The organism is Terrabacter sp. Soil810 (genome assembly GCF_001429645.1).
Lineage (GTDB): Bacteria > Actinomycetota > Actinomycetes > Actinomycetales > Dermatophilaceae > Terrabacter.
The window spans coordinates 258,855-277,306 of record NZ_LMSW01000012.1 but is presented as its reverse complement, the minus strand read 5'-3'; the positions used below and the strand labels follow the sequence as shown (position 1 = coordinate 277,306).

Annotated in this window: 16 protein-coding genes; 8 read left to right on the top strand and 8 right to left on the bottom strand. The window is 72.3% G+C overall.

Annotation, left to right across the window (positions count from 1 at the left end; translation table 11 throughout):
* Window positions 1-146 precede the first annotated feature (146 nt).
* The 4 genes from ASG96_RS24260 (at window position 147) to ASG96_RS16125 (ending at window position 3,418) form a co-directional block, all read left to right on the top strand.
* Window positions 147-599, top strand: a complete 453-nt coding sequence (locus ASG96_RS24260) for a hypothetical protein (RefSeq protein ID WP_057588576.1) — start codon at window positions 147-149, stop codon at window positions 597-599.
* 566 nt (window positions 600-1,165) lie between these two features.
* Window positions 1,166-2,038: a class I SAM-dependent methyltransferase gene (locus ASG96_RS16135; protein ID WP_369813615.1), complete on the top strand. Its 873-nt coding sequence runs from the start codon at window positions 1,166-1,168 to the stop codon at window positions 2,036-2,038.
* Between the two features lie 5 nt (window positions 2,039-2,043).
* Complete coding sequence (locus ASG96_RS16130) at window positions 2,044-2,919, top strand: DUF1295 domain-containing protein (protein ID WP_369813610.1); 876 nt, start codon at window positions 2,044-2,046, stop codon at window positions 2,917-2,919.
* 49 nt (window positions 2,920-2,968) lie between these two features.
* Window positions 2,969-3,418: a cupin domain-containing protein gene (locus ASG96_RS16125; RefSeq protein ID WP_235509190.1), complete on the top strand. Its 450-nt coding sequence runs from the start codon at window positions 2,969-2,971 to the stop codon at window positions 3,416-3,418.
* Between the two features lie 9 nt (window positions 3,419-3,427).
* On the opposite strand, the gene ASG96_RS16120 is transcribed toward ASG96_RS16125, so the two are convergent.
* A complete protein-coding gene (locus tag ASG96_RS16120) occupies window positions 3,428-5,968 on the bottom strand; it encodes a ComEC/Rec2 family competence protein (RefSeq protein ID WP_235509189.1) in 2,541 nt (846 codons plus the stop codon).
* Entirely contained in the window at window positions 5,965-7,002 is a 1,038-nt protein-coding gene (locus ASG96_RS23840) for a ComEA family DNA-binding protein (RefSeq protein WP_082591823.1), read from the bottom strand. Before ASG96_RS23840 ends, ASG96_RS16120 begins: the two co-directional genes overlap by 4 nt.
* A 154-nt stretch (window positions 7,003-7,156) precedes the next feature.
* Here ASG96_RS23840 and purU point away from each other — a divergent pair, with 154 nt between their 5' ends.
* Together purU and ASG96_RS16105 are read left to right on the top strand one after the other, a co-directional pair.
* The gene (gene purU, locus ASG96_RS16110) at window positions 7,157-7,999 is read left to right on the top strand and encodes a formyltetrahydrofolate deformylase (protein ID WP_057588575.1); all 843 of its coding nucleotides are present in this window, start codon (window positions 7,157-7,159) and stop codon (window positions 7,997-7,999) included.
* A 108-nt stretch (window positions 8,000-8,107) separates the two neighbouring features.
* On the top strand, window positions 8,108-8,668 hold the full coding sequence (locus ASG96_RS16105; RefSeq protein ID WP_057588574.1) for a tetratricopeptide repeat protein: 561 nt from the start codon (window positions 8,108-8,110) through the stop codon (window positions 8,666-8,668).
* Between the two features lie 94 nt (window positions 8,669-8,762).
* On the opposite strand, the gene ASG96_RS16100 is transcribed toward ASG96_RS16105, so the two are convergent.
* The 6 genes from ASG96_RS16100 to ASG96_RS16075 all read right to left on the bottom strand — a co-directional run bounded on the left by ASG96_RS16100 (window position 8,763) and on the right by ASG96_RS16075 (window position 17,005).
* Window positions 8,763-10,307 carry a PQQ-binding-like beta-propeller repeat protein gene (locus ASG96_RS16100; RefSeq protein ID WP_056759274.1) on the bottom strand — a complete coding sequence of 515 codons (1,545 nt, stop codon included), beginning with the start codon at window positions 10,305-10,307 and terminating at the stop codon, window positions 8,763-8,765.
* A 151-nt stretch (window positions 10,308-10,458) separates the two neighbouring features.
* Window positions 10,459-11,061, bottom strand: a complete 603-nt coding sequence (plsY, locus tag ASG96_RS16095) for a glycerol-3-phosphate 1-O-acyltransferase PlsY (RefSeq protein WP_057588573.1) — start codon at window positions 11,059-11,061, stop codon at window positions 10,459-10,461.
* The gene (locus ASG96_RS16090) at window positions 11,058-11,954 is read right to left on the bottom strand and encodes a DegV family protein (RefSeq protein ID WP_057588572.1); all 897 of its coding nucleotides are present in this window, start codon (window positions 11,952-11,954) and stop codon (window positions 11,058-11,060) included. Before ASG96_RS16090 ends, plsY begins: the two co-directional genes overlap by 4 nt.
* A gap of 33 nt (window positions 11,955-11,987) precedes the next feature.
* Window positions 11,988-14,927: a leucine--tRNA ligase gene (leuS, locus tag ASG96_RS16085; RefSeq protein WP_057588571.1), complete on the bottom strand. Its 2,940-nt coding sequence runs from the start codon at window positions 14,925-14,927 to the stop codon at window positions 11,988-11,990.
* A 246-nt stretch (window positions 14,928-15,173) separates the two neighbouring features.
* A complete protein-coding gene (locus ASG96_RS16080) occupies window positions 15,174-16,091 on the bottom strand; it encodes a hypothetical protein (RefSeq protein WP_235509188.1) in 918 nt (305 codons plus the stop codon).
* A 266-nt stretch (window positions 16,092-16,357) separates the two neighbouring features.
* Window positions 16,358-17,005, bottom strand: a complete 648-nt coding sequence (locus ASG96_RS16075) for a lysoplasmalogenase (RefSeq protein WP_157610923.1) — start codon at window positions 17,003-17,005, stop codon at window positions 16,358-16,360.
* Between the two features lie 111 nt (window positions 17,006-17,116).
* On the opposite strand from ASG96_RS16075, the gene ASG96_RS16070 reads away from it, so the two are divergent.
* Both ASG96_RS16070 and ASG96_RS16065 read left to right on the top strand, forming a co-directional pair.
* Window positions 17,117-17,491: a thioesterase family protein gene (locus tag ASG96_RS16070; RefSeq protein WP_056759289.1), complete on the top strand. Its 375-nt coding sequence runs from the start codon at window positions 17,117-17,119 to the stop codon at window positions 17,489-17,491.
* Between the two features lie 40 nt (window positions 17,492-17,531).
* A complete protein-coding gene (locus tag ASG96_RS16065) occupies window positions 17,532-18,446 on the top strand; it encodes a hypothetical protein (RefSeq protein ID WP_057588569.1) in 915 nt (304 codons plus the stop codon).
* Window positions 18,447-18,452 lie beyond the last annotated feature (6 nt).

The window sequence follows — 18,452 nt, the reverse complement described above, 5'->3', positions numbered from 1 at the left end:
TCGTCGCACCCGGACGGTCAGAGGGCCGACGGAGACTCGGGGGCACGGCCATCAGCGACGGCGACGAACCAGCTTGCTCCGCAGGCTGCTCGGCTGGGTGCTGGGCGGCGTCGTCCTCCTGTCCGTCGCGACACCTGCCTCGGCTCATGCCCGGCTGGAGGAGCGACACGGATGCCGTCTCGGGCACGTTCACCTTGTCGGTGGGAGCACCGAGCACGGTGAGCGGCGCGGCTCCGTCCGCACAGAATGACCTCGCCGCTGGCTTTCACCGTCACCGCGACTGGGCCGGACGGCACGAGCACGGCGAAGGTGACGGTCACCAGCTCGTGGACCGTGTCGTCGTCACGCAGGCGACCTATCGCACCTCGACCCGCGAGTGGCGCGTCGTCGGGACGGCGACCGGCCCGCCGCCGGATCTCGTGACCGCGCGCCTCGGGGCAGCCGACACCCTCATCGGGTCGGCCGCCGTCGACACCACGGGCGCATGGTCCGTGCGCATCAAGGGTTCACCCGCCGGACCCGACGCGTCGGGCACGGTGACCGCGACATCGACACGAGGCGCCACGGTCAGCGCCGTCCCCGTGCAGGTGACCCCCTGACCGTCCGCCCCGAGCTCCAGGTTCTGCCCTGCTCGTGGCCCGACGGCTCGTGGGGGCAGGCGCGGGACGCGAGGTCGCGATCCGGGTATCTCCATGACGGTGCGCCGCGCCGCCCCATCCGCCGCGCGCCCGGCACCGAATCATCTCGAGTCGACCCCAACGAGAGGCCACCCCGATGACCGTTACCGACGACCGCCCCGACGCTCCCGCCCCCTCCGCGGCGTCCTCCCGTCCGAACGGCATCGCCGCCCGGCTGGCCGCCGTCGTCGAGCCCCTCTTCAGCGGGCAGCTGCCCGTGCGCCTCAAGGCGTGGGACGGCACCGTCGCCGGACGCGCCGACGCCCCGACCGTCGTCCTGCGCGACCCCGCCGCCCTGCGCCGCCTCGTGCGCCACCCCGGCGAGCTCGGGCTCGCCCAGGCGTACGTCACCGGCGAGCTCGACGTCGAGGGCGACCTGCTCGACGGCTTCCGGCGCGTCTGGTCGACGGCACGCGCGCTCTCCGGCGGCCGTCCCTCGGCCGGCACCGTGGCCGCCGTCGCGAAGAACGNNCCGCCTCCGCGGGCGCCTGCACACGAAGACCCGCGACCGCAGTGCCATCGAGCACCACTACAACCTCTCCAACGACTTCTACTCGCTCATCCTCGACCCGCACATGGCCTACTCGTGCGGGTACTGGACGAGCACCGAGCCCGGCTACACCGTCGAGGACTCGCAGCGCGACAAGCTCGACCTCGTCTGCCGCAAGCTCGGCATCGAGCCCGGCGGACGCCACCTCGACATCGGCTGCGGCTGGGGCTCGCTCTCGCTCCACGCGGCCGAGAAGTTCGGCGCGCGGGTCGTCGGCGTGACGATCTCGAGCGAGCAGAAGGCGTTCATCGACGAGCGGATCCGCCAGCGCGGGCTGCAGGACCGGGTCGAGATCCGCCTGCAGGACTACCGCGAGGTGCCCGACGGCCCCTTCGACACGATCTCCTCGATCGAGATGGGCGAGCACGTCGGGCAGAAGAACTACCCGACCTTCACCGGCCAGATCCACCGGCTGCTGCGCCCGGGCGGGCGTGCGCTGATCCAGCAGATGTCGCGCACGACGCGACCCGGCGGCGGCCCGTTCATCGAGGCCTTCATCGCCCCGGACATGCACATGCGGCCCGTCGGCGAGACGGTCGACCTCATCGAGCAGGCCGGTCTCGAGGTGCGCGACGTCCACGCCTTGCGCGAGCACTACGTGCGGACCGTCCACGCCTGGTACGACACCTTCGAGGCCAACTGGGACCGCGTCGTCGCCATGGTCGGTGAGGAGGTCGGACGCGTCTGGCGCCTCTACCTCGTCGGCGGCGCGCTGGCCTTCGAGGAGGGTCGGATGGGCGTCGACCAGATCCTCGCCGTGAGGCCGACCGCCGACGGCCGTAGCGGTATGCCGCCCGTCCGGGCCTGGTGACCACCGTGACGTCGGTCTGGACGACCGTCTCCCCCGTCGTGGCTCGGGCGGCCGATGCCGCCGGCTTCGACGGCGGCGCCTTCGGGCGCACGCTGCTGCTCACCGCGCTCGCGGTCGTCGTCGTCCTCGGCATCACCTTCGCCGTGGCCCTGCGCGTGGGCAAGCAAGCCGTCATCGACGTGACCTGGGGGCTGGGCTTCGTGGCCATCGCCCTCACGGCCTTCGCCACGAGCGGCGGCCAAGGCGACGCGCTACGCCGCTGGCTCGCGCTCGTGCTCACGGCCCTGTGGGGACTGCGTCTCGCGGCGCACATCTTCAGCCGGTCACGCGGCAAGGGTGAGGACCCGCGCTACGCGGCGATGCTGAAGCGCACCGACGGCAACCCGAACACGTACGCGCTGGTGCACATCTACCTGCCGCAGGGCCTCATCATGTGGTTCGTCTCGCTGCCGGTGCAGATCGCCATGTTCGTCGAGGGTGGCATCGGCTGGGTGCTGTGGCTGGGCGTCGTCGTCTGGGCGATCGGCTTCTTCTTCGAGTCGGTGGGCGACCTGCAGCTGACGCGCTTCCGCAACGACCCGTCCAACCGGGGCACGGTGCTCGACACCGGCCTGTGGCGCTACACGCGGCACCCGAACTACTTCGGCGACGCGAGCGTCTGGACCGGGCTCTTCCTCGTCGCGGCGAGCGCCTGGCCCGGCGTGCTGACGGTCCTGTCACCGGCCGTCATGGTGTGGAACCTCTACGGCGGCACCGGAAAGAAGCTGCTCGAGAAGGACATCGGCGACCGCCGTCCGGACTACGCCGACTACGTGCGGCGCACGAGTGGGTTCTTCCCGTGGCCGCCGAAGCCGGCCGACCCCTCGGCCCAGCGCGGCTGAGCGGCCGGCGCGAAGGGCCGGCGCGAAGGGCCGGCGCGAGGAGCGGATGATGGACGGCATGCGCCCGCCCCTCGCCGACGTCCTCGACCTGCAGCCACACCCCGAGGGCGGGTGGTTCCGCCAGACGTGGGTCTCCCCCGCGACCGTGACGCTGCCGGACGGTCGTCTGCGCGCGACCGCCACTCTCATCCACTTCCTCCTGCCCGCCGGCGAGTCCTCGGCGTGGCACCGGGTCGCGTCCGACGAGGCGTGGCTCGCCCACACCGGCTCGGTCGTGCTCGAGCTCGGCGGGACGGGGGCGCAGCCACCGTCGGACGGCGAGGTGGACTCCGTCGTGCTGGGTCCCGACCCCTCGGCCGGAGTGGTGGCCCAGGCGGTCGTCCCCGCGCACGTCTGGCAGCGCACCGCGCCGGGTGGCGCCGACGCGCTCGTCAGCTGCCTCGTGTCACCCGGCTTCGACTTCGCGGACTTCGAGCTCGCCTCAGAGCGGGGCGACTGAGGGAGCGCGTCACCCGGAGACCGCCTGGACCTCGTCCCCGTCGGTCACGACCGCGACGTCGCCCTCGAGGTCGGTGCGGTGCACCTCGAACCCTCGCTCCTGCAGCGCCTTCATCGTGGCCGGCGCCGGGTGGCCGTAGTCGTTGCCCTTCCCGACGCTGATGAGCGCCACGCGTCCGTCGACCTGGTCGAGGATGCGGTCGTCACGGTTGCTCGACCCGTGGTGCGCCACCTTGAGCACGTCGATGCGGCCCCAGCGCTGCGGGTCGAGCTGCGACTCGTGCAGCACCTGGGCCGCGGCCTCACGCTCGATGTCGCCCGCCAGCAGCACGGTCAGACCGTGCACGTGCATGGTCAGCACGACCGAGCCGTTGTTGGGGACCGACCCCGCGTCGATGCGCCGCGCGGGCCACCAGACGTCGGCGCTGACCGCGCCGACGGTGAAGCGCTCCCCCGCGCGTAGCTCGCCCAGCGGTATGCGTCCGGCTGCCGCGAGCCGGGCCACGCGGGCTGCCTCGGCGGGAGGGTCGAGCACGGGCGAGGCCCTGATCTCGGCGACCGGCCGCTCGAGCACGGCGGGCAGGCCGCCGACGTGGTCGGCGTGGTAGTGCGTCAGCACGACGAGGTCGACGGCGGTCACGCCGATGCGGTCGAGGCACGCCCTCATCGGCTCCGGGTCGGGCCCGGTGTCGATGACGACGACGTGGCCGCCGCCGTTGTCGACCACCAGTCCGTCGCCCTGCCCGACGTCGCAGACGATGACGGCCCACCCCGGTGGGGGCCAGGCGATCGGGGTGGTCGGCGCAGCGAAGCCCACCGCGAGGACGACCACGGCGACGGCCACCGTCGGTCGGTGCCGCGTGCGGAACCACGCCCACGGCGCCGCGGCGACCACGGCGGCGGTGAGGACCGCGAGCAGGACCGCCGCCTCGGCCGAGTCACCCCAGGCGATGCTCCCGAAGGGCAGCTCCGCGCACCAGCGGGCCACCGCTGCGATGGCCTGCGCGGGCAGGGCCGCCACCCAGGCGAGCCAGGATGCACCCTGGACCCAGACGACCGACACGAGCGCGACGCCGACTCCGACGACGGTCGTCGGCGCGACGAAGGGTGCTGCGAGGAGGTTGGCGAGCACCGCGACGACCGACACGCTCCCCTGCAGGGGCACGACGACGGGGGCACAGACGGCCTGGGCTGCGATCGGGATCGCGAGGACGGGTCCCAGCGGCTTGAGGCGGTCGGGCAGCCTCCGCGAGATGGTGCGACCCCATGGCCGGGCGAGGACCAGCAGGCCGAGGGTCGCGATGCTCGACAGTGCGAAGCCGAACGAGCGGGAGAGCCACGGGTCCCACACGAGCAGCACGACGATCGCCGCCGACAGGGCCGGGATGCCGGCCCGGCGCCGCGACGTCGACAGGGCGAGCAGCCCGACGAGGCCCATGACGGCTGCTCGCACGACGCTGGGTTCGGGGCGCGCCAGGATGACGAAGCCGAGCAGGCCCAGAGCCGCCACCGGAGGTCGCCAGCGCCGACGGACGCCGACGAGCCCGCAGAGCCAGACGACCGCGGCGAGCACGAAGGTGACGTTGCTGCCGGACACGGCGCTGAGATGACTGAGGCCCGTCGCGAGCATGGCCGCGGTGAGGTCGGGCGGGGTCTGCGACGTGTCTCCGACGACGAGCGCCGGGACCAGCCCGCGCGCGTCGGGCCAGAGGGCGTCGGTGGCCGAACGGAAGCGCTGGCGCACGGCGTCGGCGGCCGCGAAGACCCCACCCGCTCCCCCGACGACGCGCACGGCTCCTTTCGGCGTTGCGACCGCGACGACGTCGTCACCCGGCTCGGCCGGCCCGAGCCGGAGGACGGCCTCGACCTCGTCGTGCCAGCGCAGCGTGGACCACTGCGTTCCCCGACCGACGACGAGCACGGGAGCGGTCACCATCGAGCTCCGGCCCCGGCCCGCGACCTGGGTCACGTCGAGGCGCACGACGCTGACGGAGGGAGCGCGCGCACGGTCCTGGCCCCCGGCGGTTCCGCCGGACCCGTTGCGAACCGCCCGGGGATCACCCGCGACCGTGGCCCGGACCGTGACCACGGCGCGGTCGGTGGCGAGGTCGCCGACCGGGCCCGCGGTCCTGACCGCCCGGTGGCCGACCGCCGCGCCGAGGAGCAGGGCCAGCACGGCACACAGCGCCGCGAGGTCGCGAAGGGCTGCGGCGCGCCCTCGGGCGCGCACGCTCGGCCGGCGCGCCCGCGTGTCCCGGGCCAGACGACCGGCCGTCCCGCCGGTCCCGGCCGTTCCGACCACGGCCGAGAGGACACCCGTCGCGAGCGCCGTGAGCGCGACCGTGGCCACGAGCCAGATGGGGCCGACGAGCCCCCAGAAGGCGACGACGGGCCAGACGACTGCCACGGGCACGAGCAGACGCAGGTCGAGGCGGCGCGACGTGCGCGGACGAACCCGACGCACCGTCTCCCGACCGGTCAGGACGACGAGTGACGGGCCGCGCGGCGCCTGCACGCGCTCCGTCGGCGGAGCAGGTGCCCGGGGCGTCACAGCGTCACCTTCGGGCGCAGCTGCGCCATGAGCTTGTCGCCGATGCCGCTCACCTCCCCCAGCTCGTCGACCGAGGTGAAGCGGCCGTGCTCGGTGCGCCAGTCGATGATCCGTTGCGCGAGCACCGGGCCGACACCGGGCAGGGTGTCGAGGGCCGCGACGTCCGCCGTGTTGAGGCTGACCGGGGCACCCGAGCCACCGGACGAGCCAGAACCTCCACCGCTACTCCCTGTGCCCGGGCCGCCGGGCCCCCCTCCGCCGACCGCGGCAGGCGACTCCCCCGGCCTGGGCACCCGGATCTGCTCGCCGTCGACGACGAGCCGCGCGAGGTTGAGGGCTGCGACGTCCGCACCGTCCCGCGTGCCACCGGCTGCGCTGATCGCATCGGCGACGCGCGCCCCCGGCCGGAGCCGCACGAGGCCCGGCCGCACGACCTGCCCGACGACGTGCACGACCAGCTCGGCGCCGGCGGTCGGGGCGGGTGACCCCGGCGAACCGGAGGCCCCCGGGCCGGCCGTCGCGCCCGTGCCCGTCCCCGCGCCCAGCCCCGGGACCGTCGCCGCCGCAGCCGCCGTCCCGCCGACGAGCTGGACCGATCTCGACGGTCCGGGAGCGACGTCCGGCGCCGACGCCGACCGTTCGGCCCACAGCACGCGCAGGACGAAGACACAGCCGACGGCCACGACGAGGGCCAGCAACGACACGACCGCCGCGCTGCTCACGCCGCGCCGCCCGCTGCGCAGCTCGTCCGGGACCGTGAGCACGCCAGGCCGACGGGCCCGGCGCAGGTCGGCATCGAGGCGAGCCACCTCGTCGTCCTCGGTGGCCCGCTGCGTCAGCCTGCGCACGGCCGACCCGACCGGACCACCCGCAGAACCCGCACCGGGAGCGAGCGGCACCCAGCCACCGGCCCCCTCAGCCGGCCGAGGAGCCGGGTCCGCGTCCTCGCCGCCGACCGACCTGCTCGACCCCGACGCCAGGACCCGGGCCACACGCTCGAGGTCCGGCGGTCTCTGGGCGGGTCGGAACGGCATACCCCGACGCTAGGAGCCGGTCGTCCACCCGCCCGTGCCCGAGCACCCGCTGGGGACAACCCGCTCCCGCCGCAGGGGGGTGTGGACGGCCACGCCCCGAGACGGCCCGCGCGTCGATTCACGCCGCCGCGCCCGGCTGGTCCAGACTGCTCCAATGGCTCGGCACATCATGACCCTCACCTGCGACGACCGGCCCGGCATCGTCGCCGCGGTGTCCGCGGCACTGCTCGCCGTCGACGCGAACATCGTGGAGAACCAGCAGTACTCCGACGAGGACACCGACCTCTTCTTCATGCGCACCGTCTTCGACGCCGAGGCGCACGAGGTCGAGCAGGTCCTGGCCGCGATCCGCGAGAGCCCCGCCATCGCGCACCACCACCTCGCGGCCCGGCCCGACGCCGAGCACTGCCGCACGGTCATCCTCGTCAGCAAGTTCGACCACTGCCTCCTCGACCTGCTCTACCGCTGGAAGTCCGGCGACCTGCCCATCGACATCGTCGGGGTCGTCAGCAACCACGAGGACTGCCGCGGGCTGGTCGAGTACTACGGCCTGCCCTTCACGGTCGTCCCCGTCACGAAGGACACCAAGGCCGACGCCGAGGCCGAGCTGCTCCGTCTCGTCGAGGGGGAGGATGTCGGCCTCGTCGTCCTCGCCCGCTACATGCAGATCCTCAGCGACGACCTGTGCCGCGCCCTCGAGGGCCGGGCCATCAACATCCACCACTCGTTCCTGCCGGGCTTCAAGGGCGCCAAGCCCTACCACCAGGCGCACGACCGTGGTGTCAAGCTCATCGGGGCCTCGGCGCACTACGTCACGGCCGACCTCGACGAGGGGCCGATCATCGAGCAGGACGTCGTCCGCGTCACCCACGCCGAGTCGCCGGAGCGGCTCGTCGCCATCGGGCGCGACGTCGAGCGACGGGTCCTCTCCCGCGCGGTCCGCGACCACGCCGAGTCCCGCGTCTTCCTCTCGGGGCGTCGCACCATCGTCTTCTGAGCCTTCACCACAGCGTGCGTATGCCGTGTGGCGGGGCACGCTGACCGCCCACCGCTGCGCGCGGCGCCGGACCGCGGACGGGGCCCGCCCGGTCGGTAGCGTGTTGCCATGAGTGGGTCCAGGTTCGTCGTCGGGGAGCCGCACTTCGGACGGTTCACGAGGACGCCGGAAGAGAACGATGCCGCCCTCGATGCCGCTCGCACCGAGCTTGCCTCCGCCGTCGAGGCCCCGCCCGACGACGGTGCCGGCGGAGCGGTGCTCGACGCGGCCGTCGACGTCGCCGAGGCACTCACCGTCGCAGGACGGGAGCAGGAGGCCATCGCGCTTGCGCGTCCGGCGGTCGACGTCGCCAGGGACACCGGCCGGAGCGAGACCCTGCGCTGGGCGCTCCTCGTGCTCGCGACCGCCGAGCACTACGCGGACGAGCCCGTCGCTGCCGAGGCGCACTTCCGCGAGGCGCTCGACCACGCCCGCACGTCGGGCGACCGGGTCCTCGAGCACTACACGCTGCACCACGTGGGCCGGTTCCTCGTCGACGCAGGGCGCACCGACGAGGCTGTCGCGTGCTTCGAGGCGTGCCTCGCGATCCGCGAGGAGCTCGACGAGCCTCGGGCCGAGACGACGCGAGCGGCCCTCGCCGCCCTCACGGGCGTGGCCGAGGACTCCTGAGCCGTCTCCGAAGTCGCTGGCTGCCCCGGAAACGGTCTGCGGCGCGGCTCGGCCCGCCGTGGTGGGGGCACCACAGCGGGACGAGCCTGCGCGCTCAGAGACCGAAGGCGTACAGCTTGTTGTTCGGCGTGCCGAAGCCGAAGTTGCTGTAGCCGGAGCCCCAGTAGACGGTGCCGTTCGAGATGGCCGCACCGGAGAGGCACGAGCCGCCGCTCGCGAAGCTCCAGAGGACCGCGCCGGTTGCCGCGTTGAGGGCGTACATGTGCCCCAGAGCGTCGAGGGAGCACCCGAACACGACGCCGTTCGCCGTCGTGGCCGGGCCGGAGGTCCCGCCACCGTACGTCGGACGGGTCTGCCAGATGATCCTGCCGGTCGTCGCGTCGAGGGCCGACCAGATGCCGTCAGTCGAGCCCAGGTAGGGCACGAGGTTGCTGTTGGCGTTGGCGGTGTAGACGCGCTTGCCGTCGACCGCCGAGCCCCACTGGAGCCCGCCCGCCGTGCCGCCGGGACCGGTCTCGGTCTTCCACACGACGCCGCCCGTGCTCGGGTCGAGCGCCCAGTAGGTGCCGCTCTTCTGGCCGGCGCCGAGGAGGTCACGCGTCTTGCCCTCGACCTTGACCGAGTAGAGCGCCGGGGCCTGCCCGAAGTCGAAGTCCGGGCCCGCGGGCGATGGGCAGCTCGGCAGCCCGAAGATGCAGGCCACCGTCCACGTGTCGAACGGCATGGCCCTGGTGGCCCACTTCACCGCACCGGTACGCAGGTCGAGCGAGACGATCGCATCGAAGTAGTCGTCAGCCGGGAGGCACGCCTGCTGACCGATCGGGTCGCCCGGGTGGTCCGTGATGCACTGCAGGACGTCGGCAGGCGCGTCGTAGTTGTTGCCCGTCGCGACGTACAGCGACCCGCGCTTGGTGTCGACCGCAGGCGAGCTGCCCCAGACCGCGTTGCCGGGGTAGTTCGTGCCCGGGGTCATGTAGGTCTTCCACAGGACCGCCCCGGACGCGAGGTCCAGCGCCACGACACTGCCGCGGAACGTGCAGCACGGGAGGCCGAACGCCGCTCGAGCCTCCTCCTGCGAGGACGTGCCGACGTAGACGACGCCGTCGAAGATCGTCGCCGACTGCGTGATGACGGCAGCCGGATGTGTCTCGATCTGGGTACGCCACAGAAGGTTTCCGGTGGCCTTGTCGACCGCGACGACCCAGCCGCCACCACCGAAGAACGGTCCCTGGTCACCGATCACGAGCGCGGTGTCGCTGAAGGCGGGCGTCGCGCGCGCCAGGTCTCCCGGGACCCCGGTCAGGTCGGAGACCTTCTTCTGCCACACGATGGCGCCCGTCGTCCGGTTGACGGCGTAGAGGTTGCCCATCCAGTCAGGGACGTACACCTGCTGGCCGTCGACAGCCGGCGTGGCCGAGACGTCGCCGCCCGTCGTGACCTCCCACTTCTTGGTGAGCCCGGCCACCGTCGCCGGTGAGATCTTCGTCTCGCTCGCGGCGTACCGCGTGTTCTGCCGGTCCCCGCCGGCCGAGTTCCATCCGTTTCCCCCTGGAGCGGCTGCTGCCTGTCCCCCGACCAACAGGGTCCCTGCGATCCCTGCTGCCACCCACAGCCGTGCATGACGCATCATCCTGGTCATCTCAGCTCCTAGCCCGACGACCCTCGGGGTCGTCACGGTGACCCCGAGTGGACGCCTCCGAACGTAGCGCCGTCGGGTCGGCGCGGTACGCGGTTCGCGGCAGACTGCCCGGAGACACGTGGGACGCAGAGGTCGAAATGGGGCAAGCCGTTCAGGGGAGGTGGCGCTGACGCCACCAGCCGATGACGTTGTTCTTGTGTCGAGCGAGGACGAGCAGCCCGATCGCCATGAGCCACAAGCCGGTCCACACATCGCCGGGTGCGTGACCCGTCCAGATGAGGACCGCGATGACGAGCATCGCGAGCGCGCCGAAGATCGAGCCGGCCGCGACCCACCGGGTGAGGGCGACGGCGACGCCGAAGACCACGACGACGACCAGGGCCACCCACGGGTGCACCCCGAGGATGGCGCCGAGCGTCGTAGCCACCCCCTTGCCGCCGCGCCCCTTGAGGAAGGGCGACCAGATGTGACCGAGCACCGCGGCAATGCCGACGGCGTATGCCGCGTGCGCCCCGAAGAGGTGACCAGCGACGACCGTGGGGACGAGTCCCTTGAGGACGTCGAGGACGCCGACGACGACGCCCCACTTGCGTCCGAGCACGCGGCCGGCGTTCGTCGCGCCGGGGTTGCCCGACCCGGAGGAGGCGAGGTCCTTGCCGAGGAGGCGGGCGATCATGGTGGCCGGGTTGAGCGAGCCGACGAGGAAGGCGGCGACCACCCCTCCTGCCCAGGCGAGCAGCGTGCCGGCGATCACGACCCGGAGACCTCGCCGGGCGCCGTGGTCTCGGGCAACGGCTCGCAGGGGTGCGGTGACACCGCGATGGCGACGGTGCCGGGCCCGACGTGGGCACCGACGACGGCCCCGAGCTCGACGACGAAGACCCACGGGGAGCCAGGGACGAGGGACCGCAGCTCGGCCGCGATCTGCTCCGCCCGCGCCGGCGCGTCGAGGTGGTGCACGGCGATGTCGACGACATGACCGCCCTTCTCGACCTGCTCGACGACCATCGCCTCGATGCGGGCCACGGCGCGCGCCGACGTGCGCACCTTCTCGACCGGCACGATGCGACCGCCTCGGACGGCGAGGATGGGCTTGATGGCGAGCGCCGACCCGAGCAGCGCCGAGGCCGCCCCGATGCGGCCGCCCCGCCGCAGGTGCTCGAGGGTGTCGACGTAGAAGAGGACGCCGGAGGGGCCGAGCCGCGAGTGCACGGCGTCGAGCACCGCCTGCACGTCGGCGCCGCCGGCGGCCGACTCGGCGGCGGTGACGACGGCGAACCCCATGGCCATCCCGATGGTCTCGCTGTCGACGACCTCCACCGGGACCGGGGCCTCGGCCGCCGCCAGGCGGGCCGCCTCGACGGTGCCGGACATCTGCGCCGACAGGTGGATCGACACGATCGCCGTGGCGCCCTCGTCGGCCAGGCGCTGGTAGGTCTCGGCGAAGACCTGAGGGGTGGGGCGCGAGGTGGTCACGATCGTGTACTCGCGCAGGGCGGCCGCGACCTGCTCGGCCGAGATGTCCTGGCCCTCGACGTGGTCCCGGCCCCCGACGACGACGTGGAGCGGGACGACCTCGATCCCGTGCCGCTCGACGACCTCTCCCGGGAGGTAGGCCGTCGAGTCGGTGACGATCCTCGTGGTCACGTCCGTCTCCTTCCGTCGTCGGTCAGCAGCCGGTCACATCGGGACGACGTTGACGAGCTTCGGCGCCCTCACGATGACGGTGCGGATGCCGCCCTCGGTCGCCGCCCTCACCTTGTCACGACCGAGCACCAGCTCGCGGAGGTCGTCCTCGGAGATGTCGGGGCTGACGTCGACGCGGTCGCGCACCTTGCCCTTGATCTGGATGACGCAGGTGACCTGCTCCTCCACGATCTTCGCGGGGTCGCTGAGGGGGAAGGCGGCGTAGGCCACCCCTCCCTCGTGACCGAGCCGCTGCCACATCTCCTCCGCGATGTGCGGCGCGACGGGGGCGAGCATGAGCACCATCGCCTCGACGACCTCGCGCGGGGGTGCGTCGAGCTTCGTCACGGCGTTGTTGAGCTCGATGAGCTTGGCGATCGCCGTGTTGAAGCGCAGGGCCTCGAAGTCGTCCCGGACGCCGGCGATCGTCTGGTGCAGCTGCGTCGTCAGCGTCTGCTCGAGCGGCGCGTCGACGACCCGCACCTGACCGGTCGACTCGTCGATCACGTTGCGCCACAGCCGCTGCAGGAAGCGCTGGCTGCCGACGACCGCACGGATCTCCCACGGCTTGGAGAGCTCGAGCGGGCCCATCGACATCTCGTAGACGCGGAAGGTGTCGGCGCCGTACGCGTCGTACATCTCGTCGGGACTCACGGAGTTCTTCAGCGACTTGCCGATCTTGCCGTACTCCCGGTTGACGGGTTGCCCCTGCCACGTGAAGGTCGGCTCGGCGCCGTGGCTGCCCGGGTGCTCCTCGACCTCCGACGCCGTGACGTACTGACCGCGGCTGTCGGTGAAGGCGTAGGCCTGGATGTAGCCCTGCGAGAAGTACTTCCGGAACGGCTCCTCGCTGCGCACGTGGCCGAGGTCGAAGAGTGCCTTGTGCCAGAAGCGGGCGTAGAGCAGGTGCAGCACCGCGTGCTCGACGCCGCCGACGTAGAGGTCGACGCCGCCCGGGTCGCGCGTGCCCGCCGGGGCGCCCGCGACCGGCGTGTCGTGGCGGCCCAGCCAGTACGCCTCGTTGGCCGGGTCGACGAACGCGTCGTGGTTGGCCGGGTCGAGGTAGCGCAGGTAGTACCAGCACGAGCCCGCCCAGTTGGGCATGGTGTTCGTCTCGCGGCGGAACTTCCGCAGGCCGCGGCCGTCGCCGAGGTCCTGCTCCACCTCGACCCACTCGGGCACGCGGGACAGCGGCGGCTCGGGGCTGCTCTGGGAGTCGTCCGGGTCGAACGTCTTGGGGCTGTAGTCCGGCACGTCCGGGAGGGTCAGGGGCAGCTCGTCGTCCGGGACGGCATACGCCACCCCGTCCTCGTCGAACATGATGGGGAACGGCTCGCCCCAGTAGCGCTGCCGGCTGAAGAGCCAGTCGCGGATGCGGTAGCTGATGGTGCCCTCGCCGAGCCCCTCGGCCTCGAGGAGCTCGATGATGCGCGCCTTGGCCTCGGCGACGTGCAGGCCGTCGAGCGAGACGCGGTCGTTGGCGGAGTTGATGGCGACCCCGTCGCCGAGGAACGGCTCGTCGTCCGGGTGGCCCTCCGTGGGCTGGACCGTGCGGATGATCGGGATGTCGAACTTCTCGGCGAACTCCCAGTCGCGGGTGTCCTGGCCGGGCACGGCCATGATGGCACCCGTGCCGTAGCCCATCAGGACGTAGTCGGCGATGAAGACCGGGATGCGTTCTCCCGTCAACGGATTCGTGGCCCACGAGCCGGTGAACACACCGGTCTTGTCCTTGCCCTCCGTCTGTCGCTCGACCTCACCCTTGCGCGACGCCGCGAGCTGGTATGCCGTCACGGCCTCCTTGGGGGTCGCGGTCGCGTCGGCGTCCGCCCCCTTCCAGACGTCCTTGGTGCCCTCGGGCCACGCACCGGCCGGGACGAGCGCGTCGACGAGCGGGTGCTCGGGCGCGATGACCATGAAGGTCGCGCCGAAGATCGTGTCGGGGCGCGTCGTGAAGACGTCGAGGCCGTCGTCCTCACCGGTGCCGGTGACGACGGGGAAGGTGACGCGGGCGCCCTTGGACCGACCGATCCAGTTGCGCTGCATGAGCTTGACCTTCTCGGGCCAGTCGACGCCGTCGAGGTCGTCGGCCAGGCGGTCCGCGTAGGCCGTGATCCGCATCTTCCACTGGCTGAGGTTGCGACGGAAGACGGGGTAGTTGCCCCGCTCGGAGCGACCCTCGTTGGTGACCTCCTCGTTGGAGAGCACCGTGCCGAGTCCGGGGCACCAGTTGACGGGCGCCTCGGAGGTGTAGGCGAGGCGGTGGCCCTCGAGGACCCTCGCGCGCTCGGTCGCGGACAGGTCGCCCCAGCCGCGGCCCTCGGCGTCGACGACGGCGCGACGGCCGGACTCGAACTCCTCGACGAGCTCGCTGATGGGGCGGGCCTTCCCGCGGCCGCCGTCCTCGCGCACGGCGTCGACGTCGTACCACGCGTCCCAGATCTGCAGGAAGATCCACTGCGTCCAGCGGTAGTACTCGTCGTCGATCGTCGCGAAGGTGCGGCGGTTGTCGAAGCCCAGCCCGAGTCGGCGCAGCTGGCGCTTCATGTTCGTCATGTTCTCCTCGGTGGTCTTCCGAGGGTGCTGCCCGGTCTGAACGGCGTACTGCTCCGCGGGCAGGCCGAACGCGTCGTAGCCGAGGGCGTGCAGGACGTTCTTGCCGAGCATCCGGTGGAAGCGGCTGTAGACGTCGGTCGCGATGTAGCCGAGGGGGTGCCCGACGTGCAGGCCCACGCCCGAGGGGTAGGGGAACATGTCGAGGACGATGAGCTTCTCGCCGCGCGCCGCGACCTTCTCGGGCTCGGCCCAGGGCCCGGCGGGGTTGGGCGCGTTGAACGTGCCCTCCTCCTCCCAGCGGTCCTGCCAGGAGGTCTCGATCTGCTGCGCCATCGCCGCGGTGTAGCGGAACGGGGTGTCGTTGCTCTGCTCGCTCATGTCTTCTCTTTCGTCGCTGCTCGGGTCTGGGCAAGAGAAAACCCCTCGCACAGGAGGGGAGCCGCGTTGATGTCGGGAGTCCCGACCTTCGTCAACGCGGCTGCGGAAGGAGCAGCAGGCCAGCCATGCGCCCAAGGTTAGCGCAGCCCCCGAGGCCCACCCCCTCGAGTGGCCCCGCCGCCCCACCCGCCACATCCGACCCACCCATGCGCCGTCGAGTGGCCGCGTCGTCACAGGCCCGGGACGTCAGGCGCGGGCGGAGCGCAGCATCTGTCGCTGGATCGCGACGTCGATCGCGTGCCTGGAGAAGAATCGTGCCTCGACGTCCGCCGGCCGCAGCGCCTCGTGCGGCACGTGCAGAGCGTCGGCGAACCGCTGCAACGTATCTCGGCGCGAGAGCGAGCCGTTCAGATCCGCGTTCCAGATCTCTTGCACGTCCCACCCATCTGCCTCCAACCCTCCTCGTCGGTGCCCGTCCGCGGTCCGCTGGTCCTCGTCGGAGTGGTAGAGCTCGCCTTGGTACTCACCGACGACCTTGACCACCGTCCCGTCGACGGCCGGCACCCGCCACACGAGGTCACCGACCCCGAGCAGCACCGTGCGATCCCATGAGGCATAGATGGGCTCGTTCAACCGCGGCTCCGGAAGACCGCCTCGCGTCAGGACGAGCCGGGCCAGCGACTCGCGCGGCGAGGCGGAACCGACTCGGATCTCCTCGTAGGCCTCGAGCAAGGTGCGCTTGCCACGGGGACGGTTGCGGCGAAGACAGGACTGCATGAGCGGAGTCCGGGAGTCAAGCCGCGTGGCGCAGGCGTCCCCGAGCACCACAAGCTCGTCGAGGCCGACCGGCTTGCCCCGGCCGACCATCTCACCGAGATCGACCCAGGTGTCGGCGAGACCGACCACCGGGACACCCTCCACGTCGATGACGTGCCGAGCGTGAAGGGCGCGATGCCCGGCGATCCCGGGGAGTCTCACTCGGTTGTTGGCGATCGGGCGCATGACGTGAAGCCGCGCGTCCTCCTCCATCGCATACGACATCGGAAGGCCGAGGAGCCGAGCGGCGGTCACGTGGGAGAAGGCGCTGTCGGCGGGAAGGGCCGAGAGGGTGGCGCGACACTCCGCGATGAGAGCCTCGCGCGCGGCCACGGCTGCCTCGTCCACGACTGAGCCCGCGCCTCGCACCTGTCCAACCACGATCACACCCTGCGCGCACCGGCCTCGCGGGCGGACAGGGTTGCCATGGCCTGTGGACCAACCCCGGAGGGCGGCCAGGGGGTGTGGACATCGTGTGACGACGGGGCCACTCGACGGCATACCTCGTCTTTTCGCTGGGACGGCGGGGCCACTCGACGGGGTAGGTGGGGCGGCGGTGGGTCGGGAGGGGCGGGTGGGACGGCCGGGCCACTCGAGGAATGGGGAGGGTGCTGTCAGCGGAAGAGGGCGACGACGATGAGGGTCTGGGCCACGTGGTAGGTCACGATGACCGTGAGCGGAGCCCAGCGGCGCTCGTGGACGAAGCGGTCGTGCCCCAGCACGGTGTCGGAGGCCGCGAAGACCGCGCACCCGAGCAGCAGCAGCCAGTCGCCCTTCCAGGCGGCGGTGAGCACGAGGGCGAACAGCACCAGCTGGTAGACGAACACCGGCCCCTTCTGCGGCCCCGAGTGACGCACGATGTCCCGCCCGACCCTCGCGTACAGCAGCACCAGGGCGGGGACGGCGACGAGCAGCGGCCACGGGAAGCCGTCGACCCCCGCGGTCTCGAGGATCGCCCAGACGTAGGCGACGTGGCCGACGAGGAAGGCGCCGAGCCCGACGAGGAAGCGCGTCTCGGTGGCGTGCAGCAGCGCGACGTCGCCGACGAGGCAGAAGGCGAGCGCCACGAGGACGGGCAGCAGGGGTGGTGAGCCCGGCACCCGGCCCTCCCAGTACAGCGACCAGGCGAGCCCCATGAGGAGCAGCACGACGAGGGGCTTGGTGATCCGTTCGACGACGCGGTCGCCGCGCAGGACGGAGCCCCAGTTGATGAGCGCCGTCACCCCGAGCGCCACGCTGATAACCCACAGATGGGTGGTCACGAGCCCAGATTCCCAGCCGCGGCTCAGGTTGGCCGTGCAGACACGCGGCAGGCGCCCACCCACCTGTCGAGACGAATCGGCGTACGCCCAGTTCTCTGCCAGACTCGTCCAATGCCCATGCGCAAGTTCAAGCACACCGTCACCGCCGATGACACGGCCGCGCAGGTCGGCAGCGGTGACCTCGAGGTCCTCGCGACACCGCGTCTGATCACGTGGTGCGAGAGCGCCGCCTTCCAGGTCTGCAAGCCGAACATCGACACCGACCACACGACGGTCGGCACGATGGTCAAGCTCGAGCACGTCAAGGGCAGCGCGGTCGGCTCCGAGATCACGGTCCTGTGCGCCGAGCCGATCAACGACGGACGTCGCCTCGTGTGCCACGTGACCGTCAAGGACTCCGACGGCGAGGAGATCGCCAAGGGTGAGTTCCACCGGGCGGTCGTCGACCCGGACCGCTTCATGAGCAAGTGCCAGCGGGTGCTCTGACCCGCAGCCACCTCCCAGCCGCGGTTGCGACCATGGCCGCGTGACGCTCGGACTTCTCGGTGCGCTGCTCGCGGCGCTCGCCTACGGCGCAGCGACCGTGCTCCAGGCCGTGGGCGTACGCCGTGTCGCGGCACTGCCGCCCGGCACCGCGCTGCGCGACCGGGCGCGGACGGGATGGCCGTATGCCGTGGGGCTCGCCCTCGACGCGCTCGGTTTCCTCGCGTCCGTGGCTGCGTTGCGCACGCTGCCGCTCTTCCTCGTCGAGTCAGCGGTGGCCTCGTCGGTCGCTGTCACCGCGGTCCTGTCGGTCGTCCTGCTCGGGGTCCGGCTCGGGACGGCCGAGGTCGTCGCCCCCATGGTCGTCGTCGCCGGACTGACCGGCATCGCCCTGACCGCAGCGGCCGGACCGGCGGTGCGGCCAGGGCCGGGAGCGACCTGGTGGCTGCTCGCCGCAGCGGCGGCCGTCGCGCTGCTGCTGGTGGTCGGGACGATCGACCATGACCGTCGCCGCGGCGCCGTCGTGCTCAGTGTCGCCGCCGGCCTGGGCTTCGGAGGGGTCGGGGTGGCCGCCCGACTGCTCGAGATCCCGTCACCGTTCTGGCAGCTCGCGACGGACGGCGTCGCGTGGGCCCTCGTCGCGCACGCCGTCCTGGCCACCGTCGCCTACGGCCTGGCCCTGGCCCGAGGCCGGGTGACGACGGTCGCGGCCCTGACCTTCGCCACCGAGACGGTCGTCCCCGCCCTGGTGGGGGCGCTCCTGCTCGGCGACCAGGTCGTGCCCGGGCGTGGTCCGCTGGCGGCAGCGGCCTTCGTCGCCACGCTCGGCGGCTGCATCACGCTGGCGGGTTGTGCCGAACCCACGCACGCCGACCTCGCTCCCCGGGCCGGCGGGCAGGCCCCGAGCGATGGCGCGCCGACCGCACCGGCGCCGCAGCCCGTGTCACCGCGTCCCTGACCCGGG